The sequence below is a fragment of the Xanthomonas melonis genome, assembly GCF_020783655.1.
Taxonomy (GTDB): Bacteria; Pseudomonadota; Gammaproteobacteria; order Xanthomonadales; family Xanthomonadaceae; genus Xanthomonas; species Xanthomonas melonis.
The window spans coordinates 122,660-142,052 of record NZ_JAJGQH010000014.1; the positions used below are offsets into that span (position 1 = coordinate 122,660).

The window sequence follows — 19,393 nt, forward strand, 5'->3', positions numbered from 1 at the left end:
CGCGTGCGCCCCTAGGCGCCACCGACGCATCGCGCGGCGGCGCCCTTGATCACGCCAGCATCAAGCAACCGGCCGCAACACGTTCAAGACTTCGTAGCACGCGCCCATGGTGTGGTAATCGGTCTTGCCGGCGGGGCTCTTTTCGTCGCTGTACTTGCGGTTGTCCGCATCCAGAATGCGGTACCACGCGCCATGACGGTGGTCGATCATGTGTGTCCAGGAGTAGTCCCACAGCTTGTCGTACCACTGCCAATAGCGCGCATCGCCGCTGCGTTGAGCGAGCAAGGCAGCGGCGGCCAGCGATTCGGCCTGCACCCAGAAATACTTGTCGTCGTCGCAGACCTGGCCATCCGGCGCGAAGCCGTAGTACAGACCGCCGCGCTGTGCATCCCACGAGCGCTCCACCGCCACATCGAACAGGTGTCGGGCGGTGGGCAACAACCAGTCGGCCGGCGCATAGCGATCCAGCAGCATCAGCAGCTTGGCCCATTCGGTCTGATGGCCTGGCTGGAAGCCCCAGGGCCGGAACAGATGCTTGGGATTGTCGCGGTTGTAGTCCCAGTCGATGTTCCACTGCGGGTCGTAATGCTCCCACACCAGTCCATCGGCCTTGGCCGCCTGGCGCCGGGTCATGTGATCGGCCAGCTGCAGCGCGCGGTCGAGATAGCGCTGCTCGCCACTGGCCTCGTACGCGGCGATCATCGCCTCGCACATGTGCATGTTGGCGTTCTGGCCGCGATACGTGGTGAAGTTGAACCGCGCGTCGGCCTCGTCGCGATACAGGCCGAATTCCGGCTCCCAGAAGTATCGCTCCAGCAGCTGCCAGGTTTCGTCCATCCATGCGCGCGCCTCGGCGATGCCGGCCTTCAGTCCGCACGAATAAGCGAGCAGCACGAACGCAACGCCGTAGCAGTGGTTCATGTCGTCTTCGACCACGCCATCGCGCAAGGTCCAGGCATAGCCACCGGTGGCGGCGTTACGATGCACGTTGCGCAGGTAATCCAGGCCGTGGCGCACCGCATCCAGGTACTCGGCATTGCCGAATTCGCGGTAGGCCATCGCGTAGTTGAAGACGAAGCGCGTGCTGCTCACCAGATGCCGGTGGCCGGCGTCGTACACGGAGCCGTCGTCGCGGAAGTAGTGGAAGAAGCCGCCGGCAGGGTCGATCGCGCGCGGGTGGTAGAACGCCATGGTGTCTGCGATGTGCTGACGCAGGACATCGGCCGAACGGAAATCGGGTGTGGGGGATGCGGGCAACGGGCTCATGCTTGTTCCTGGATCAGGGTATGGACGTCATCGATACCGGGCATGGCGGCGAACGCGCCCTTGCGCGTGACCGCCAATGCGCCAACGGCAGCAGCGAAACGAATCACCTCGGCCATCGCCGCAGGATCGACGCACAGCCGCTCGAGCGGGAGCGCGCGCGCAGCCAGTTGGTACAGCAGGCCGCCCACGAAGGCGTCGCCTGCCGCAGTGCTGTCGCGCACCTGCACGTCGAAGGTCGGCACCTGGCCCGCGTCGGTACGCGTCTGCCAGTGCACCGGGCCACCGCCATCGGTGACCAGCAGCCAGCTCGCCCTTCCCTGCCAAAGCTTCTGCGTCACCGCGGATGCATCGGCGTTCAAGCTGCCGGCCAGGTAGTCGAGTTCTTCGCGCGAAAGCTTGACCACATCGGCCAGGGCCAGCGCCTCCCATAGCACCGGCGCCGGGTCCACCTGCTGCGGCCACAGCATCGGACGCAGGTTGAGGTCCAGGCTGACCATGGCGCCGGCATCGCGTGCGCGGCGCATGCCATCGAGCGTGCATTGCGCGATCTCCGGCTCGGTCATGCTGTTGGAGCACACATGCAGCACCGCTGCCTGCGCGAAGCCGCCGGCCGCGAAGTGTTCGGCGCGGAACAGCAGGTCGGCTGCCGGTGGCCGGTAGAAACTGAAGCTGCGCTCGCCCGCGGCGTCGAGCGCCACGAAGGCCAGCGCGGTCTTGGCCTGGTCGGTACGCACGATGCCATCGGTGGCCACGCCGGCCTGCTGCAGGCTCTGCAACAGGAAATCGCCGAACATGTCGCGCCCGAGCATGCCGACGAAATGCGCTGCGCCACCGAGTCTGGCCACTGCCACCGCCACGTTGGCCGGCGCGCCGCCGGCATACTGCGCGAAGGTGCGCGCATCGTCGCCGGCGGCCTGCGGCAAGGCCAGCATGTCGATCAGGGCTTCGCCGAAGCAGATCACCTGGTTCCTGACGGCACTCATGCGCGCGCCTCCGCCAGGTCACCACGCAGGCGCGAACCCCAGATGCCGTAGAACACGATGTACAGATAGCAGAGCAGTGGCAGCACGAACGACTCGTGCAGGCCAATGCTGTCGGCCAGCAGGCCCTGCAGGTAGGGCACGATGGCGCCGCCGACGATCGCCATGATCAGCAGACTGGAGCCGCGGCCGGTCAACGGACCCAGGCGCTCGATACCCAGCGTGAAAATGGTCGGAAACATGATGGAGTTGAACAGGCCGATCGCCACCAGCGCGTACACCGCCAGCATGCCGCCGCTGGCCATGGTCGCGCCCAGCAACAGCGCATTGATCGCGGCAAACACCGATAGCAGGATGCGCGGCGACAGCTTGGCCAGCAGCGCCGAGCCGATGAAGCGGCCGATCATCGCCAGCGTCCAGTACGCCGATACGTACTTGGTCGCCTCGCGCTCGGTGAAACCGCCGATCTGCGGCAACGAGAAGTAATTGACCATCAGGCTGCCGATCGCCACTTCCGCGCCGACATAGAAGAAGATCGCCAGCACACCGAAGCGCACATGCGGATGGCGCAGTGCATCGCGCAGCGTATGCGCGCTTTCGTCCTTGAGCGCACTGGCATCGGTCAGCGCCGGAAGGCGGAACAGGAATACGAAGATCGCCAGCAGGAACAGCACGACGCCCAGCCCGATGTACGGGCCCTGCACCGCCTGCGCTTCCTGCACGCGATAGGCAAGCTGCTCGGGTTCCGGCAGCGCCTTGAGCGCGTCGCTGCTCATCACCGTGTTGGACAGGATCAACCAGCCACCCAGCAGCGGCGCGATCGCCGTGCCCAGCGAGTTGAGCGCCTGCGCCAGGGTCAGTCGGCTCGATGCACTGCGCTCGGGGCCGAGCAAGGCGACATAGGGGTTGGCCGCCACCTGCAGGATGGTGATGCCGGTCGCCAGGACGAACAACGCACCGAGAAACGCGCCGTAGACGCGCAATTCCGCTGCCGGCCAGAAACCCAGCGCACCGACCGCCGCTACCGCCAGCCCGGCCACGATGCCCTGCTTGTAACCCAGCCGGTTCACCAGCCAACCGGCCGGCAGCGACATCAGGAAGTACGCGCCGAAGAAGGTGAACTGCACCAGCATCGCCTGCGCGAAGTTGAGTTCGAACACCGACTTCAGGTGCGGAATCAGGATGTCGTTGAGGCAGGTGAGAAAGCCCCACATGAAGAAGATCGTGGTGACCACCGACAACGCGACGCCGTTGTTGACGGGCGCCTTGCTGCCGCTTGGCACGGTGGATTGCGTGGAAAGGGAAACCATAGGAGTTGCCTGGTCAGCGGCCGGAGGCCTTGGTGGGAAAACGGGAGGGGGAGTGCGACGGCGGAAGCGGACCGGCCGATGGCGGGGTGCAGGCGCTGCTGGCGCGCACCTTCAACGCGACCGCGGCGGTGAGCCGTTGTGCGACCAGCTCGGGGCTGCCGATGCGTTGCAGCACCAGTTGCGCGGCCTGCCGGCCGCGCGCGCGCGGGTCGACGGCCAGCGTGGTCAGTGCGGGGGTGAACAACGCGGCTTCGGCAATATCGTCGAAGCCGGTCACCGCGAAGTCGCGCCCGGGCACGATGCCACGCATCGTCAGGGCCGCCATCAGGCCCAGCGCAACGCTGTCGTTGTAGCAGACCGCTGCGGTGACGCCGTGCGCGCCGCCGTCGAGCATGGCTGCGCCACACAGCGCCGCATCCTGGCGATTGGGCGCCGACTCGACGTAGTGCACGGCCAGCCCGGCCTCGGACATCGCGCGCACATAGCCGGCACGGCGCTGCCGGCAGGAGCTGGAATCGGCGTGACCGCCGAAGAACACGATCTGCCGGTGCCCCTGGGCGATCAGATGCGTACAGGCCAGCAAGGCGCCCTGCTCGTTATCCAGCGCCAGCAGATCCCAGTCCGCCCCTTCCACTTCGCGGTTGAACAGCACCACGTTGCGCTGGCGGCCGAACACCTGCGCCAGGCCCTGCGCCTGGCTGCCCTCTGCCGGCGAAAGGATGATGCCGGCCGGCGTGTGCTCCATCAGCGAGGTCAGCACCGCCTGCTGGCGTTGCGTCGACTCGCCGGTGCTGCCGAGCAGGGTCACATACCCGGCCGCGCCCAGCGCCTCGTCGACGCCAGCCGCGAACTCGGCAAAGAACGGGTTGGACAGATCGTTGATCACCAGCGCGATGCTGGACGAGGTCCGCTGGCGCAGATTGGCTGCCGCACGGTTGTAGACGTAATGCTGCCGATCGAGCTCGGCCTCCACGCGTGCGCGGGTCGTGGCATGCACCAGCGGGCTGCCACGCAACACCAGCGACACGGTGGCGCGCGAGACGCCGAGCGCCGCGGCGATATCGCGCAACGTCACCGCACCGCGCCGCGCCGGGCGCGCATCGACCGGCTCAGGGATGGCGGGCGCCGGCCTGGAACGCGTCAAGCGACCGGCCCTGCTGAATGAACGTCGCGCATGCAATGGACTTGAATTGGATCGATCCAATTAAGCCCGTTCCCCGCAGGCTTTGCATGCGGCAGCGCAACATAGGGCCGCGATCCGGGGCTGACGTGGCCCCTGCCTTTCGGGCTGTCGTCCCACTTCCAATCCCCCAAGCCTCGCACCGCCTGTCCCCGGACCATGAGGACGCAGCATTGCCGCTCCTGCGGTGCCACCTCATCCAGACGTCACGCACACGGTCGTCGGTCGGCTGCGGCAGCGCCCCCGTGGACGTCAGAACACCCGGCTGCGCCCCATCGCCGGCAGCCTATCGTTTTCCCGGTGCGCCGCCATGCTCGGTCATGCAACCGGTCGTGAAGCCTGTTCCAGCCTGCGCACCACCAGGGCATGCCCGCTTACCGGAAGGCGATCGACAAACCGATCCCGCCTTGCCAGTCCGGGCTCTCCGACGTCACTCCGCGCAGCACCGAGATATCCAGCTGCATGGCATGCGGCAGCTGCCAGGCGCCGCCGGCGCCCACCACCCGCGAATGCTCGCTGCCGGTGTCCACGCCCGCTTCGACATAGCTGCTGAAATGTTCGCCCGAAAAAAACGTGTAGTTCGGCGCGAAGGTCCAGGTGTGGCCGCCGTCGTTGCGCGCGTAATTGACGTACAGCGCCAGCGAGCGCGCCTGCGCCAGATCCCAGGACGCCGTCACGCCAAGCTCGTGCGCATAGCCGTCGCTGAAAGCGCGCCTGCCGGTGGGCATGCCATAGGTGCCCAGCGCAGCCCATTGAAAACTGTCCCAGCGCGATGGCAGCGCGACCTTCAGCCCGACATGGCTGTCGCCGCTTCCGCGCACGCGCGTGCCGGCCGTGCGTTGCCAGTTGTAGCTATCGCTACCCAGTTGCAATTCCACATGCTGCGACAGGCCCAGACGCAGGACGGTATCGGCGGTGTACTGGGTCGTGCGCTGCCCGTCCGCACGATCGGTACTCGCATCCGGCAAGCCCTGCTCCCAGGCGAACGCACCGGGTTGCAGCACCTGCGCCGCGAACGGAAGTCCCGGCCGATCGAACGCGGGTGGCTCGTCGGCCTGTGCCGCCACCCGCCCGCTGACAAGACCCAGCGCCAACAATGCCCCCGCCCGGATCCGGCCTGGCCGCGCGGGCTTGCGCCACAGGCGGCACGCCGCCGTTACGGCGTACGGGAAATCGACTGACATGGACATGGGCGACACCATCGGCAGGAAGTGGGCGGCAACACGGCAGACCATAGTCCCGGCCGCGTCCACCGACAACGGGGGCGCAACCCGGGCGGGCCGTGATGGGGCCGGAACGCGCCTGCCGCCCAGGCTCCAACTCGGGCACGCCCTGCCGGTCCTCCGTCGCCTGGACCGGGCCTCGTCCGGCAGACCAGGGCGACTGGGCGACCTGCACGACACGCGCGGCATCCTCCTGCAGCGCGCACGTCGGGTGTTACCACGAACAGGCGCATGTCGACGCCCGCCGCCGTCGCTGCCGTTCAACGCATGGACACCCTCAGGTGTCCGTGGACGACACCGCCCAATGCCGCCGGTTACCAGACCAGATCGTCGGGAACCTGATACTTGGGATCTGCATACGGATCATCGCCCGCGGGCGCATTCGGATCCACCTTCAACGCCACCGACGGAGCGAACACCGCCTCGGCCGCGGCCAGTACTTCGGCGGTGACCAGCAGGTAACGCCCGTTGAGCTGCAGCACGCCCAGCTCGCCGGCATTGAGCGCCTTGAGCTGATCGGCGGTCACGTAGATGCGCTTGATCTTGCCGCCGTACGGGAAATGCCGGGCGATATCGGCATCGGCATGATTGAGCCCCTTGTCCTTGAGCAGCTCTTCCAGCTTGGCCTTGGCCTCGCGGCGCAGGCGTGCCTCTTCCTGCTTCACGCGCTCGGCTTCGATACGCTCGTCCTTCTCGCGCTGCGCACGGATCGCATAGGCCTTGGCCAGGTCGATGTCTTCGCGGCTGCGCGCCGGCTTCGGGCCACGTCGGTCGGCAGCGGCCTGCTGCGGGCGTGCCGGTCCTCCCGGCCGCCCGTCGCGCCTGTGCGCAGGCCTGCCATCCGTGGGCGTGGCCGACTGCGGCCGCTGCGGCCCCCTGCCCTGGCCACCCGGCGTGTTGCCGGGCGCGGGCTTGCCGCCCTGCCCGTGTGCACGCGCGTTCGGCCGTGCGTCGGATTTGCGTTCGGGCTTGGGCGAGGACTTGAAGCCCAAGCCAAGCAACTGGTCACGTAAGGTATCGCTCATGGCGGCGGCAATCTGCAATCAGTAGTGCGGAGGCGGCGGTTCATCGGCCGCGTCGGCAAACAACGTGGAGCGCACCTTGCCCAGATCCTCGAGCAGGTGGCGGATCAGTTCGGCATTGCGGGCGCCCGTCAGCCGGGCGTCCGCGAGCGCTTCGCTGAGCTCGTTGAGCGCCTGCTCCTGAAAGGAAAGGCGCGTTTCCAGTTCGATCAACCGCTCTTCCAGTGCGCGGTCGTGCAGCGGGAGTTGCTCATGCATACAACGAAGAACCTCGTCCGATGGGGTAAGCGATCGGTTCCGGCATGGCGGACCCGCTGACCACGATCGCTGGACCGTCGTCATGACGACCTGCGGTTTGCGCCATCGCCATCAGATGCCGCAGCCCGGCGCCGCCGACCAGGGCCGGCGGCGTGCGCATGGCGGTGAAGTGATCCCGCCGTGCGCGACCGCCGCCGCTGCGGCGTCGGTGAATCGCCACCGGCAGCAGACACGGCAGGCTTTCAGCAGCGACGCCTGGCCGGGGACGCGACCGAGAGACCACCCGGTGGTCGAGGCCATCGACCTCGACCGGTTCGATGCCCACGCAGACGATCCGATGCTTCACGTCCGCCAGGCAAGTACCGGTGACATGACCCACGTAACCGGCGCCTGGGATCGCAACGCACATGGACGCAATGACTCCCGCGAACTATCAGGGAAGGATGCCCATCAATTCGACATCGAAGGTCAGGGTGGCATCCGGTCCGATCGGCCCACCCTGCGTCCCGTTCGGGCCATAGGCGAGGTTGGACGGAATCCAGAAGCGGTACTTCGAGCCCACCGGCATCAGCGCCACACCCTCGGTCCAGCCGGGAATGACCTGATCCAGGCCGAACTCGGCCGGCTGGCCGCGCTGGTAGGAGCTGTCGAACACCTGCCCGTTGAGCAGCTTGCCTTCGTAGTTCACGCGGACCTTGTTGGTGCGCATCGGGCGTTCGCCGCTGCCCTGGCGCAGCACCATGTACTGCAGGCCGGACGCGGTGGTGATCACGCCCTTCTCGGTCTTGTTCTTGGCCAGGAAAGCATTGCCTTCTTCGCGGTTCTTGGCACCGGCAGCACCCTGCTTGGCAGCGGCGAAGGCCTGCATGGTGGCAGCGGCTTCCTGCTGGGTCAGACGCGTGCTGCCCTTGGCGAAGACGGTGCGCACCGCCTCTATCAGGATCGACAGGTCGATCTCGTCCTTGATGCCGGCCAGCGACGGGCCGACCGCACGATCGCCAAGCATCAGGCCGACATTTTCCTTGGACGGCGCGGCCGGCGCCGACCCCGGCGCCATGCCCGGTACCTGCTGGCCGTTACGCGCCGCCAGCGCGGTGCGCAGGGCGGTATCGGTGGCCTGGGTCTGCTCGTCGGACAACAACGGCTTGCCGCCCTTGAACGCATTCTCGATGGCGCGCTGCATCGCGCTCAGATCGATGTCCTGGGCGATCGGCTCGAACGAGCGCGCCACGTCCATGCCGATGGCGTAACTGACGTTCTCGCGCGTGCTCTTCTCAGACGATGCATTCAAAACTGGCTTCTCCTTGGTGGCCGCTGCGGCCGGTTGCTGCGACATCGCCGGCACCGAAGCCGTCATTGCCACCATCAATAGCGACGCCGCCGCGCCGCGCTTTCCCATCTTCATTCGATGCACTTCCCGAGAGTGAAAAGACACGCCGCCCACGGCGCTGAACGCGCATTGTCGCATGCGCGCGCGGCATTGCGAGCGCTCGCTCAGCGCGACGGCGCCTGCAGTGCGCGTTCGATCGCCGCCAGTACGCGCGGATCGTCCGGTTTGATCTTGCTGGAGAACTGCTCGGCCACGCGTCCATCGCGGCCGATCAGATACTTGTGGAAGTTCCAGTCCGGCGCCACCCCGGTCGCCTGCGTCAACCGCTGATACAGCGGCGTCGCGTCCTTGCCCAGCACATGCACCTTTTCGAACATGGGGAACTTCACCCCATAGGTCAGCGTGCAGAATTCCTGGATCTGCTGCTCGGATCCCGGTTCCTGGCCCTGGAAGTCATTGGACGGGAAACCGAGCACGGCAAAGCCTCGGCTGCCGAACCGCTGGTTCAGGGCCTCCAGGCCCGCGTATTGCGGGGTGTTGCCGCATTTGCTGGCGGTGTTGACCACCAGCACCACCTTGCCCCCATAGCTACGGTTCAGGTTGATTGGCTGCTTGCCGGCCAGCGGGCGGTAGTCCACATCCAGCAACGGCGCATTCGCAGCGACCGCCGATGCCGCAAAAAAACCAATCAAAACAAGCATCAACAGAGGTTTGGTCGACATGACAATCCCTTCAGGGTGAGCAGGCAACCCAGCCCGTGCCAGGGGTGCCATCGGTTGGGTATGACAGGCAGTTGACTCGCCGCGTGTCGGTGTTATAGTTGAATACAACACCAGTCATCCAACGCAGGGGGAAAGCATGAACAGCACACGCTTCACGCGACCAGTACCGCTGTTGCTGTTCGGCAGCACCCTGTTCGCCCTTGGTTGTCTGGGAGCCGCTTCCAGTCAGGTCACGGAGTCCGGCGCCGATTATGGCGTGTCGGAGGCGGTTACGGAAAACGCGACAACTCCCCCCGATGCACGCCCCCGGCTCAGCCGGCATCCGCGCGCCTCGCTGTCGATGCCCTATTTCTCCTTCGCGCAGGTTCTGCGCCCACGGAGCTGATCATGAACGACATCCAGTGGAGCGACGGCGCTCCCATCTATCGCCAACTCAAGGAGCGGGTCATTGCCATGATGCTCGATGGAGTCCTCAAGCCTGGCGATGCCCTGCCTTCGGTACGGCAGGTGGCCGCTGACTACCAACTCAATCCGATCACCGTCTCGCGCGCCTACCAGGAACTGGCAGACGAGAACCTGGTGGAAAAGCGCCGCGGCCTGGGCATGTTCATGACCCCGGAGGCCGCGCAGAAGCTGCGCGGAAGCGAACGCGAGCGTTTCTTGAATGAAGAATGGCCAGCCGTGCTGGAGCGCATCCAGCGGTTGGGCCTGTCCATCGACGATCTGTTGCCACAGGGGAAAACATCATGACTGCCGTCTCCACCGACCACGTCGTCGAGGCACGCGGGCTGCGCAAGGCCTACAAGCATCGACAGGCGCTGGACAACACCAGCTTCACCATCGCCGCCGGCCGCATCGTCGGGCTGATCGGGCCCAACGGTGCGGGCAAGACCACCGCCCTGAAGGCGGTGCTGGGGTTGACCGATTTCGACGGCGAGCTGCGCGTGCTGGGCATGGATCCGCGGACCCAGCGCAATGCGCTGATGAACGAGGTGTGTTTCATCGCCGATGTGGCGGTGCTGCCGCGTTGGCTGCGGGTGGGCGAGGCGATCGATTTCGTCGCCGGTGTGCATCCGCGCTTCGATCGCGCCAAGTGCGAGCGCTTTCTGGCCAATACCCAGCTCAACCGCAAGTCGCGGGTGCGCGAACTGTCCAAGGGCATGATCGTGCAGCTGCATCTGGCGCTGGTGATGGCCATCGATGCGCGCATCCTGGTGCTGGACGAACCCACCCTGGGCCTGGACATCCTCTACCGCAAGCAGTTCTACCAGCGCCTGCTGGAGGATTACTTCGACGAACAGAAAACCATCATCGTCACCACCCACCAGGTCGAGGAGATCGAACACATCCTCACCGACGTGATGTTCATCCGCGACGGCCGCGTCGTGCTGACCGCCGACATGGAGGATGTGGCGCAGCGCTACACCGAAGTCCTGGTCGGCCCCGAGCAGCTGGATGCCGCCCGCGCGCTCGCGCCCATCGACGAACGCGCCCTGCCCTTCGGCAAGACCGTGATGCTGTTCGATGGCACCCCCAAGGATCAGCTCGCCCGCTTTGGAGAAACCCGCAATCCCGGCCTGGCCGATCTGTTCGTTGCCGTCATGAAGGGGACCTACGCATGAATGCCATGACCCACCAAGCATCTCCCGCCCGTACCTTCGGCTGGCTGCTCAGACGCGAGTACTGGGAAAACCGCGGCGGCTTCGTCTGGGCGCAGGTGATCACCGGCGGCATTGCCGTGTTCTTCGCGCTGCTGGGCGCGGTGATCGGTGCGATCACCGCACGCCGCAATCTGGTCAACGACAGCGTGAACCCCGGCGACATGGCCGAGTACGCTCGTACCCTGGGTCAGGTCGGCGACGGCCTGCTGCTGGGCGGCATCGGCATCGCCTCGGTGGTGCTCGCCTTCGTGGTGTTCTTCTATTCGCTGGGGAGCCTGTACGACGATCGCCGCGATCGCAGCGTGCTGTTCTGGAAATCGTTGCCGGTCTCGGATGCGCAGACCGTGCTGTCCAAGGCGGCCTGGGCGCTGCTGCTGGCGCCGCTGATCGCCATCGCGATCGGCCTGGTGGTGGGCCTGGCGTTGTGGCTGATCGCCATTGGCGGCGCGCTGATCGCCGGTGCGCCCAGCCCCTGGGCGATGGCCACGCACTCGCACCCGTTCGCGCTGTTGTGGCTGCTGCTCAAGACAGTGCCGATGAGCCTGTTGTGGTCACTGCCCACTGTGGGCTGGCTGATGTTCTGCTCGGCCTGGGCCAACAGCAAGCCATTCCTGTGGGCAGTCCTGTTTCCGCTGCTGGCCTGCGTGATGCTGAGCATTCTCTCGGCGATGCCCGGCGTGTCGCTGCCGATCGGCTGGATCTGGTACATCGTCGCCTACCGCGGCCTGCTCAGCGCCCTGCCCGGTACCTGGTCGCCACGCGCGGTCAGCGGCAACCTGGACAGCAGCGCCATGCAGAACCCCAGCGATCTGGTGCAGTGGGCGCTGCAGCACACCGACAGTTCACGCGTCTATGGCAACCCGGATATCTGGGTGGGTGCCGCCATCGGCGCCGCCCTGATCGCCGCCTCCATCTACCTGCGCCGCCGGCGTTCCGAAGCCTGAGGGAGTTCCATCATGCGTGTGCTACTGAGTCTGGTCATTGCCCTCGCACTGCCCGCCTCCGCCCTTGCCGAAGAACAATGCAAGTTTTCCGAGCCGCGTCAGCTCGACCTGCAACTGGCAGGAGTGAAATCGGTGCTGTTCGAGGTCCATTCCAACGATCTGCGGCTGCAGGCGCAGCCAGGCAACAACGGACGCCTGAGCGGACGCGCCTGTGCCGCCAAGGCCGATCTGCTGAAGGGCCTGAACGTCACCCAGAAGCGGGTCGGCGACAAGCTGGTGGTGACCCTGGCCGCGGATCGCCTGCCGCGCATGTCCATCGGCGAGCACTACGCGTATCTGGACCTGCGCGGAAGCGTGCCCGACGCGTTGTTGGTGCAGCTCGACGTCGGTTCCGGTGATGCGGAGATCGACGGCGCCGCGACGGTCAGCGCCGATGTCGGTTCGGGCGATGTGGCGGTCCGCCACAGCAAGGGCCGTGTCACCGCCAAGGTCGGCTCCGGCGATGTGGAGCTGCAAGACGTGGGATCGCTGCGTGTGCTGAGCGTGGGCTCCGGCGACCTGAAGGCCAGACAGATACGCGGCGCGGCGGACATCGGCGCGGTCGGTTCGGGCGACGTCCAACTGCAGGGGGTGGCGGGCAATGTCACTGTTGGTACGGTCGGCTCTGGCGATGTGGAGATTGCAGACGTACAAGGAAGCGTCACGGTCGAGGCGATCAGTTCCGGCTCGCTGGACGTGCGCAAGGTCGGCGGCGACCTCAGCGTCGCGCGCAAGGGCAGCGGCGATATCGACGTGAGCGATGTCGCCGGTGCCACGCGCGTGCCGACAGACAGGTAACTTTCCACATGAGGGGGGAATGCTGATGAAACTGTTCGTTTCTGTGGTGTTGGCGAGCGCATTGCTGGTGGGCTGCGGAAAATCCGAGCCCAAGGTCGTGGTCTCCGGCCAGAATGGCGGAAGCGGCGTGACGTTCAACGGCAAGAGCGTCACGCTCAAACGCGATGGCCTTGCTGCGGCGACGATCAGCGCCGATGGCGCGCTCAGTATCGACGGCAAGCCGGTGCAACTGAGCGAGGCGCAGCGACGTGCGATGCGCGAGTACTACGTGCAGATCCAGGGTGTCGCGGCCAAAGGCATCGACATCGGCACGCAGGGCGCAGCATTCGGCGCGCACGCCGCCGGCGAAGCGCTCAAGGGCGTCCTCAGCGGCAACGCAGAGCAGATCGGCGACAAGATCGAAGCCGAAGCGGAGACATTCAAGCAGAAGGCCTTGCTGATCTGCGACCAGCTGGAAAAGCTGCGCGGCGCGCAGGACACCGCAGCAAGCGCAGTGCCCGAGTTCGGGCCGTATGCCAACCTCACCCAGAAAGACGTGGCCGACTGCCGCGAGTGAATGCCATGGCAGGCTCCAGTTTCTGAGATCCGGCTGTGGATCGGCTTGCCGCTGGGGGCACGCAATTGCGCCGCCTATGTGCGTGCGCGCCCTGCTGGAGGGAGACATCGGCGCGCCGACGACAGCGTCGGCGCAATCACCGAGGCGCAATCACCGAGGTGTGGCGGCAGCTGCCGGTTGGCGCTGTCTGCGACAGCATGTCGCCCTCCGGCTCGCCCATGGCACCCGCGCCGGTGAATCGGGCGGGATTACACTAGTGCGCTCCCCTCGACCCACCGATCCCATGAACAAGTTCGTGATGCTTTGCATGGCACTGCTGCTTTGCACCCTCGCCGCCTGCGGCGACCAGTCGGCCCGGCGTGCCGAGCGCGGCAAGCCGCGGGTTGCCGTCACCACGCAGTCGGTGATGATCCGCCGCCCGCCGGCTGCCAACGCACAGATCACGCCCGACGGGACGCTCAAGATCGACGACATCGCGCTGCCGCAGAAGGAACCGACCCGGGCCAAGCTGCAGTTGCTGTTCGGGCATCTGCAGATGCTGCGCCAGCAGGCGGTCAACGATGCCGGCCCGGACCCGGAGTACAAATCCATCAAGCTGACGGCCACGCCGGAGATTCAGCGCCTCAGTCGCGAATTGCTGGATGAGATCCCCTCGCTGCATCCGTATCGCGAGAGCTTCGACAACGTGCAGGCCGAGCGGCACTGAGCCGCGCCGTCGAAGACCGATTGCCGGTTCCGGGGCGACGGGCATCCACCCATCGCCCACCGCGCCACCGGATTGCCACTTCGGCGGGCAGCCGGATGCTGCCATTGCAACAGGCTGGCGGCGGTCAGCCGCCGCTGCCCCCACCGCCGGCCTGGATCCCGCCGCGCGCCAGTGCTGCAGGATCCAGCAGCCGCCGCAGTTCGGCTTCGGGCAGGCCGCTGTCTTCCTTGGCAACGTCCAGCACCGGGCGCTGCTCCTTGTAGGCGCGCTTGGCGATCGCAGCCGCTTTTTCGTACCCGATGATGGGATTCAACGCGGTGACCAGGATCGGATTGCGATCCAGCGCCTCGCGCACGCGCTCCTGGCGCACCTTCAAGCCCGCGATGGCGCTATCGGCCAGCAGCCGCGCCACATTGCCCAGCAGCGTGATCGAATCCAGCAGGTTGTAGGCGATCAACGGCAGGGTCACGTTCAACTGGAAATTGCCGGTCTGTCCCGCCACGGTGATTGCGGTGTGGTGGCCGATGACCTGCGCGCAGGCCATCACCGTGGCCTCGGGGATCACCGGATTGACCTTGCCCGGCATGATCGAGCTACCCGGCTGCAGCGCCGGCAACTCGATCTCGCCCAGCCCGGCCAGCGGACCGGCATTCATCCAGCGCAGATCATTTGCGATCTTGATCAGGGCCACTGCCAGCGCGTTGAGCTGGCCGGACAACTCCACTGCATCGTCCTGCGCGGCCAGGCCCTCGAACTTGTTCTCCGCGCTTTCGAACCTGGCCCCGCTCAGGCTCGACAAGGCCTTGGCCACCTTGCTACCGAAACGTGGATCGGCGTTGATGCCGGTACCGATCGCGGTACCGCCCAACGGCAACCGGCGCAGGCGCTTGAGCGCATCGTCGATGCGTTCCTGCGCGGAACTCAACTGCGCAGACCAGGCGCCGAATTCCTGCCCGAAGGTCAGCGGCATCGCGTCCATCAGATGGGTACGCCCGGTCTTGACGATCTTGTCCAACCCTTTGGCGCGCTTGTCGATGGTCTTGCGCAGATGCTTGAGCGCCGGCTGCAGATGCTCCTGCACCGCCAGCAAGGCAGAGACACGGATCGCGGTGGGCACCACGTCGTTGGAACTCTGCCCCAGATTGACGTGATCGTTGGGGTGCACCGCCGTCTTGCCGGCACGCGTGGCCAGCGTGGCGATCACCTCGTTGGCATTCATGTTGGACGACGTCCCCGACCCGGTCTGATAGACGTCGATCGGGAACTGCGCATCGTATGTGCCCTCGGCCACCTGCAAGGCAGCATCCTGCACGGTCTTGCCGATCGCTTTCGGCAGCAGCCCCAGATCGGCGTTGACACCGGCGGCGGCGGCCTTGATCAAGCCCAGCGCACGAATGAAACCGCGCGGCATCGGCTGCCCGGAGACCGGAAAATTCTGTACGGCGCGTTGGGTCTGCGCGCCCCACAACGCATCGGCAGGCACCTGCAGCTCGCCCATGCTGTCGTGTTCGGTCCTGAAACGTTCGCTCATCTGCATTCTCCGCAATTGGTGATGTTGTGGTGACGCAATGGCTGGCAGCGGGCGTGCCCATGCTGGCGTGGCCGCCTACGATACCCGGTGGGTGCGTTGCGACCACGTCGTCGCATCAGCTGGGCTAGACTGGCCGTTCATTCTTTCCGAGGTACCACGCCGCCATGGGCGACGACCCTGACTGTAGAAACGCACCGAGCGTGTCGCTCTTCGCTGTAGACCTCATCGCCTTCTGCCCTGCTGCGCCGATGCGGGTGGCCACCGATCCGGGCGGAGGCGAACATGCTCGGTAACGTGCTGCTGCTGTTCGTCGCATTGCTGCTGGTGCTATTGAACGGCTTCTTCGTCGCCGCCGAATTCGCACTGGTCAAACTGCGTCACACCCAGGCGGTGGGGCTGGCGCAGAACAACGGCTGGCGCGGGCGTCTTCTACTCGGTGTGCATGCACACCTTGATGCGTATCTGTCGGCCTGCCAGCTGGGTATCACCCTGGCCTCGCTCGGCTTGGGTTGGGTGGGCGAGCCGGCCTTCGCGCACCTGCTGCAGCCGCTGTTCGATGCGCTGGGCCTGTCGCCGGATGCGGCGCAGTTCACCGCATTGGCGATCGCCTTCAGCCTGATCTCCTTCCTGCACATCGTGCTGGGCGAACTGGCGCCCAAGAGCATGGCGATCCGGCGCCCGGAGCGGATGTCGCTGTGGACCGCAGCGCCGTTGTACCTGTTCTACTGGATCATGTACCCGGCGATCTGGCTGCTCAATACCAGCGCCAACCGTCTGCTGCGGCTGCTGGGCTGGGGCGATGTCGAACATCAATCGCACCGTTACTCGCGCGAAGAACTCAAGCTCATCGTCGGCCGCCAGGACCCCAACGCGGCCGCACCCGATCACGGCCTGGCGCTGATGAGCCACGCACTGGAACTGCCGGACCTGGTGGCCGGCGACCTGATGCGCCCGCGCGAGCACATGCGCAGCCTGCGCGAAGGCATGGACCTGGAGGCGGTGCTCGCAGAATTCAGCGAGTCGCGCTACAGCCGCTATCCGTGGTTCGACACCGATGGCGAACAGGTGCTGGGCATCCTGCACACCAAGGATCTGTTGGTGGCGATGGCGCGCGGCCAGGATCTGGACGATTTGCGGCCGCTGCTGCGCCCGGCCACCCGGCTGACCCTGGAAACTCCGATCCCCCAGGCGTTGGAGCAGTTCCGCAGCGGCACCACCCATCTGGCGCTGTGCGTGGAAGACGAGGGCCGCATCCTGGGCTTCTTCACCCTGGAAGACCTGCTGGAAGTGGTGGTCGGCGAGATCGAGGACGAGCACCGCCATGTGGTGCGCGATGCCCCGGTCCGCAGCCAGGACGGCTCGCTGCTGGTGGCCGGCAGCACCTCGATCTTCCGCCTGGAGCGCCTGCTCGGCCAGGATCTGAGCGCCCCGGACCATGTCAATTCGGTGGGCGGGCTGATCGTGCATCGATTGCAGCGGCTGCCCGAAGAGGGCGAGACCCTGGAACTGGATGGACATGCGCTGACCGTCCGGCGCATGGCCGGCCACCGCATCCAGGCGGTCACGGTACGCCCGCTGGGCGAAGCCGGGGCCGGGGCGGCGTAGAATACCGGCCCCGCCAGCTTCCCAGTGCCCTGCCCATGTCGGATTCCGCCCTGCTCGCCCTGTCTCCGCTCGACGGCCGCTACGCCTCCAAGGTGGACGCGTTGCGCCCGATCTTTTCCGAATACGGCCTGATCCGGGCCAGGGTCAAGGTCGAGATCGAATGGCTGTTGGCGCTGGCCGCCGAACCCGGGATCGCCGAGCTGGCGCCGTTTTCGGACGCCGCCGCGCGGCGCCTGCGGGTGTTGGCCGAGGACTTCAGCGTGACGCATGCCGCGCGGGTCAAGGAGATCGAGCGCACCACCAACCACGACGTCAAGGCGGTGGAGTACTTCATCAAGGAGCAGCTCAAGGACGACGCCGAGCTGGGCCCGGCGCTGGAATTCGTACATTTCGCCTGCACCAGCGAGGACATCAACAACCTCAGCTACGGCCTGATGCTGGAGCAGGCGCGCCGCGAGGTGCTGCTGCCCACGCTGGACGGCATCGTCGCCTCGCTGCGCGCCCTGGCGCACGCGCAGGCCGCCCAGCCGATGCTCTCGCGCACCCACGGCCAGACCGCCTCGCCCACCACGCTGGGCAAGGAAATCGCCAATGTGGTCGCGCGCCTGGAACGCCAGCGCCGGCAGATCGCCGCGGTGGAACTGACCGGCAAGATCAACGGCGCGGTCGGCAACTACAACGCGCACCTGGTGTCGTACCCGCAGCTGGACTGGGCCGGCTTCGCGCAGCGTTTCGTCGAAAGCCTGGGCCTGGTGTTCAACCCTTACACCACCCAGATCGAGCCGCACGACAACGTGGCCGAGATCGGCGATGCCACCCGCCGTGCCAATACCATCCTGATCGACCTGGCACGCGATATCTGGGGCTACATCTCGCTGGGCTACTTCAAGCAGAAATTGAAGGAAGGCGAAGTCGGCTCGTCCACGATGCCGCACAAGGTCAACCCGATCGACTTCGAAAACGCCGAGGGCAATCTCGGCATCGCCAACGCCCTGTTCGAGCATTTTTCGGCCAAGCTGCCGATCAGCCGCTGGCAGCGCGACCTCACCGACTCCACCGTGCTGCGTGCCCTCGGCACCGCGTTCGGCCATACCCAGGTGGCGCTGGATTCGCTGGCCAAGGGGCTGGGCAAGCTGACCGTCAACCCCGAGCGTCTGGATGCCGATCTGGATGCGGCATGGGAAGTGCTGGCCGAAGCGGTGCAGACCGTGATGCGCCGTCACGGCCTGCCCAATCCCTACGAACAACTGAAGGCGCTGACCCGCGGCCAGGGCATCACTGCGGCCTCGATGCAGGCGTTCGTGGAAAGCCTGCAGTTGCCGGAAGAAGACAAGCAGCGTCTGCGCGCGCTCACTCCGGGCGGCTACACCGGCCTGGCAGAGCAGCTGGCCCGCGCGATCTGAGCCTGGCCATTGCGTGCGGTCGCACCGCGCCCCGAGCGGGCGCGGTCGGCAGCCGCTGACTGCCTGCACCCCACATCGGTGCGGCCTGCGGATCTTCATCTGCAGGATCTGCGGCATCAGCGCGCGCCCCGCCTCGTCGACAACGCGCAACACAGCGGCTGCTATGGTGCCGGCCTCATCCACCCAGGAACCGACCCATGCGCGTACTCCGGATCAATGCGGTTCTGCTTGCCTCGCTCAGCGCAGCCGTCAGCGGCTGCGGTGCCGATCGCCCGGCCGCGCAGGCGGTATCGGCCATGTCCTCCACCCTCACCGACCCTGCCAGCGGCGCGGACTGCAGCGGCAAGGATGTCCGGCTGACCCGCAACGACAGCGAGTGGATCCTGCACGGCGACTGCGGCGCAGTCACCATCACCGCCTCGCGTGGTGCGATGAACCTGGACAACGCGCGCAGCATTCGCGTGGAAGGCAGCAACTTCACCGTACTCAACCAGCAGCTCGGGCAACTGAGCGTGACCGGTCACGACAACACGCTCAATCTGACCAACGTCGACAGCGTGGACATCCAGGGCAACAAGAACCTGGTGCTGGCGCGCGAGGTGAAGCAGGTGCGGTTTTCGGGTAACGACAACACCGTCAACCCGTCCAGCAAGCCCACGCTGGACGACAGCGGCAGTGGCAACAAGCTGATGTAGGGCACTGTCGGGGGCCCACCGCCGCAAACGAGGCTGCGCCCTGACGACCGACAACAGGGCCACCAACGGTCACGCTCGTCCGTGGCGATGTTCCGGCATCTGCAGGCATCGCTTCGCCGCGCATGGCTTCATGCACTCGTCGCGCCATGGCCATGCCAGGTGCA

General features: G+C 66.3%; 21 protein-coding genes. 10 read left to right on the plus strand and 11 right to left on the minus strand.

Annotation, left to right across the window (positions count from 1 at the left end):
* Nucleotides 1-60: 60 nt before the first annotated feature.
* From LL964_RS14990 to LL964_RS15035, 10 genes are all read right to left on the minus strand, one after another.
* Nucleotides 61-1,266, minus strand: a complete 1,206-nt coding sequence (locus tag LL964_RS14990; RefSeq protein WP_104587929.1) for an AGE family epimerase/isomerase — start codon at nucleotides 1,264-1,266, stop codon at nucleotides 61-63.
* Entirely contained in the window at nucleotides 1,263-2,249 is a 987-nt protein-coding gene (locus LL964_RS14995; RefSeq protein WP_104587930.1) for a carbohydrate kinase family protein, read from the minus strand. The genes LL964_RS14990 and LL964_RS14995 overlap by 4 nt, the downstream gene beginning before the upstream one ends.
* On the minus strand, nucleotides 2,246-3,556 hold the full coding sequence (fucP, locus tag LL964_RS15000) for an L-fucose:H+ symporter permease (RefSeq protein WP_104587931.1): 1,311 nt from the start codon (nucleotides 3,554-3,556) through the stop codon (nucleotides 2,246-2,248). Before fucP ends, LL964_RS14995 begins: the two co-directional genes overlap by 4 nt.
* 13 nt (nucleotides 3,557-3,569) lie before the next feature.
* Nucleotides 3,570-4,700 carry a LacI family DNA-binding transcriptional regulator gene (locus LL964_RS15005; protein WP_228329463.1) on the minus strand — a complete coding sequence of 377 codons (1,131 nt, stop codon included), beginning with the start codon at nucleotides 4,698-4,700 and terminating at the stop codon, nucleotides 3,570-3,572.
* 410 nt (nucleotides 4,701-5,110) lie between these two features.
* On the minus strand, nucleotides 5,111-5,938 hold the full coding sequence (locus tag LL964_RS15010; RefSeq protein ID WP_104587932.1) for a transporter: 828 nt from the start codon (nucleotides 5,936-5,938) through the stop codon (nucleotides 5,111-5,113).
* Between the two features lie 335 nt (nucleotides 5,939-6,273).
* The gene (locus tag LL964_RS15015; protein WP_323132951.1) at nucleotides 6,274-6,984 is read right to left on the minus strand and encodes a DUF2058 domain-containing protein; all 711 of its coding nucleotides are present in this window, start codon (nucleotides 6,982-6,984) and stop codon (nucleotides 6,274-6,276) included.
* Nucleotides 6,985-7,002: 18 nt separating this feature from the next.
* Nucleotides 7,003-7,239, minus strand: coding sequence for a SlyX family protein (locus LL964_RS15020; protein WP_104587934.1), 237 nt, complete (start codon nucleotides 7,237-7,239; stop codon nucleotides 7,003-7,005).
* The gene (locus LL964_RS15025) at nucleotides 7,232-7,648 is read right to left on the minus strand and encodes a hypothetical protein (RefSeq protein ID WP_104587935.1); all 417 of its coding nucleotides are present in this window, start codon (nucleotides 7,646-7,648) and stop codon (nucleotides 7,232-7,234) included. Before LL964_RS15025 ends, LL964_RS15020 begins: the two co-directional genes overlap by 8 nt.
* A 24-nt stretch (nucleotides 7,649-7,672) precedes the next feature.
* Nucleotides 7,673-8,644 carry an FKBP-type peptidyl-prolyl cis-trans isomerase gene (locus LL964_RS15030; RefSeq protein ID WP_146092389.1) on the minus strand — a complete coding sequence of 324 codons (972 nt, stop codon included), beginning with the start codon at nucleotides 8,642-8,644 and terminating at the stop codon, nucleotides 7,673-7,675.
* Nucleotides 8,645-8,733: 89 nt separating this feature from the next.
* Nucleotides 8,734-9,291 carry a glutathione peroxidase gene (locus LL964_RS15035; RefSeq protein WP_104587936.1) on the minus strand — a complete coding sequence of 186 codons (558 nt, stop codon included), beginning with the start codon at nucleotides 9,289-9,291 and terminating at the stop codon, nucleotides 8,734-8,736.
* 136 nt (nucleotides 9,292-9,427) lie between these two features.
* On the opposite strand from LL964_RS15035, the gene LL964_RS15040 reads away from it, so the two are divergent.
* The 7 genes from LL964_RS15040 to LL964_RS15070 all read left to right on the plus strand — a co-directional run bounded on the left by LL964_RS15040 (nucleotide 9,428) and on the right by LL964_RS15070 (nucleotide 13,995).
* Entirely contained in the window at nucleotides 9,428-9,676 is a 249-nt protein-coding gene (locus LL964_RS15040) for a hypothetical protein (protein ID WP_104587937.1), read from the plus strand.
* A gap of 2 nt (nucleotides 9,677-9,678) precedes the next feature.
* Nucleotides 9,679-10,041, plus strand: coding sequence for a GntR family transcriptional regulator (locus LL964_RS15045; RefSeq protein WP_104587938.1), 363 nt, complete (start codon nucleotides 9,679-9,681; stop codon nucleotides 10,039-10,041).
* Nucleotides 10,038-10,913: an ABC transporter ATP-binding protein gene (locus LL964_RS15050; RefSeq protein ID WP_104587939.1), complete on the plus strand. Its 876-nt coding sequence runs from the start codon at nucleotides 10,038-10,040 to the stop codon at nucleotides 10,911-10,913. The genes LL964_RS15045 and LL964_RS15050 overlap by 4 nt, the downstream gene beginning before the upstream one ends.
* On the plus strand, nucleotides 10,910-11,896 hold the full coding sequence (locus LL964_RS15055) for an ABC transporter permease (protein ID WP_104587940.1): 987 nt from the start codon (nucleotides 10,910-10,912) through the stop codon (nucleotides 11,894-11,896). The genes LL964_RS15050 and LL964_RS15055 overlap by 4 nt, the downstream gene beginning before the upstream one ends.
* 12 nt (nucleotides 11,897-11,908) lie before the next feature.
* Nucleotides 11,909-12,733: a GIN domain-containing protein gene (locus LL964_RS15060; RefSeq protein ID WP_104587941.1), complete on the plus strand. Its 825-nt coding sequence runs from the start codon at nucleotides 11,909-11,911 to the stop codon at nucleotides 12,731-12,733.
* Between the two features lie 19 nt (nucleotides 12,734-12,752).
* Nucleotides 12,753-13,289: a DUF2884 family protein gene (locus LL964_RS15065; protein WP_208621458.1), complete on the plus strand. Its 537-nt coding sequence runs from the start codon at nucleotides 12,753-12,755 to the stop codon at nucleotides 13,287-13,289.
* Nucleotides 13,290-13,572: 283 nt separating this feature from the next.
* On the plus strand, nucleotides 13,573-13,995 hold the full coding sequence (locus tag LL964_RS15070) for a hypothetical protein (protein WP_167395371.1): 423 nt from the start codon (nucleotides 13,573-13,575) through the stop codon (nucleotides 13,993-13,995).
* A 124-nt stretch (nucleotides 13,996-14,119) separates the two neighbouring features.
* On the opposite strand, the gene LL964_RS15075 is transcribed toward LL964_RS15070, so the two are convergent.
* Nucleotides 14,120-15,526: a class II fumarate hydratase gene (locus LL964_RS15075; protein ID WP_104587982.1), complete on the minus strand. Its 1,407-nt coding sequence runs from the start codon at nucleotides 15,524-15,526 to the stop codon at nucleotides 14,120-14,122.
* 282 nt (nucleotides 15,527-15,808) lie between these two features.
* Here LL964_RS15075 and LL964_RS15080 point away from each other — a divergent pair, with 282 nt between their 5' ends.
* The 3 genes from LL964_RS15080 (at nucleotide 15,809) to LL964_RS15090 (ending at nucleotide 19,229) form a co-directional block, all read left to right on the plus strand.
* Nucleotides 15,809-17,131, plus strand: a complete 1,323-nt coding sequence (locus LL964_RS15080; RefSeq protein ID WP_104587943.1) for a hemolysin family protein — start codon at nucleotides 15,809-15,811, stop codon at nucleotides 17,129-17,131.
* A gap of 35 nt (nucleotides 17,132-17,166) precedes the next feature.
* On the plus strand, nucleotides 17,167-18,534 hold the full coding sequence (purB, locus tag LL964_RS15085; RefSeq protein WP_104587944.1) for an adenylosuccinate lyase: 1,368 nt from the start codon (nucleotides 17,167-17,169) through the stop codon (nucleotides 18,532-18,534).
* 197 nt (nucleotides 18,535-18,731) lie between these two features.
* Nucleotides 18,732-19,229: a DUF3060 domain-containing protein gene (locus LL964_RS15090; RefSeq protein WP_104587945.1), complete on the plus strand. Its 498-nt coding sequence runs from the start codon at nucleotides 18,732-18,734 to the stop codon at nucleotides 19,227-19,229.
* Nucleotides 19,230-19,393 lie beyond the last annotated feature (164 nt).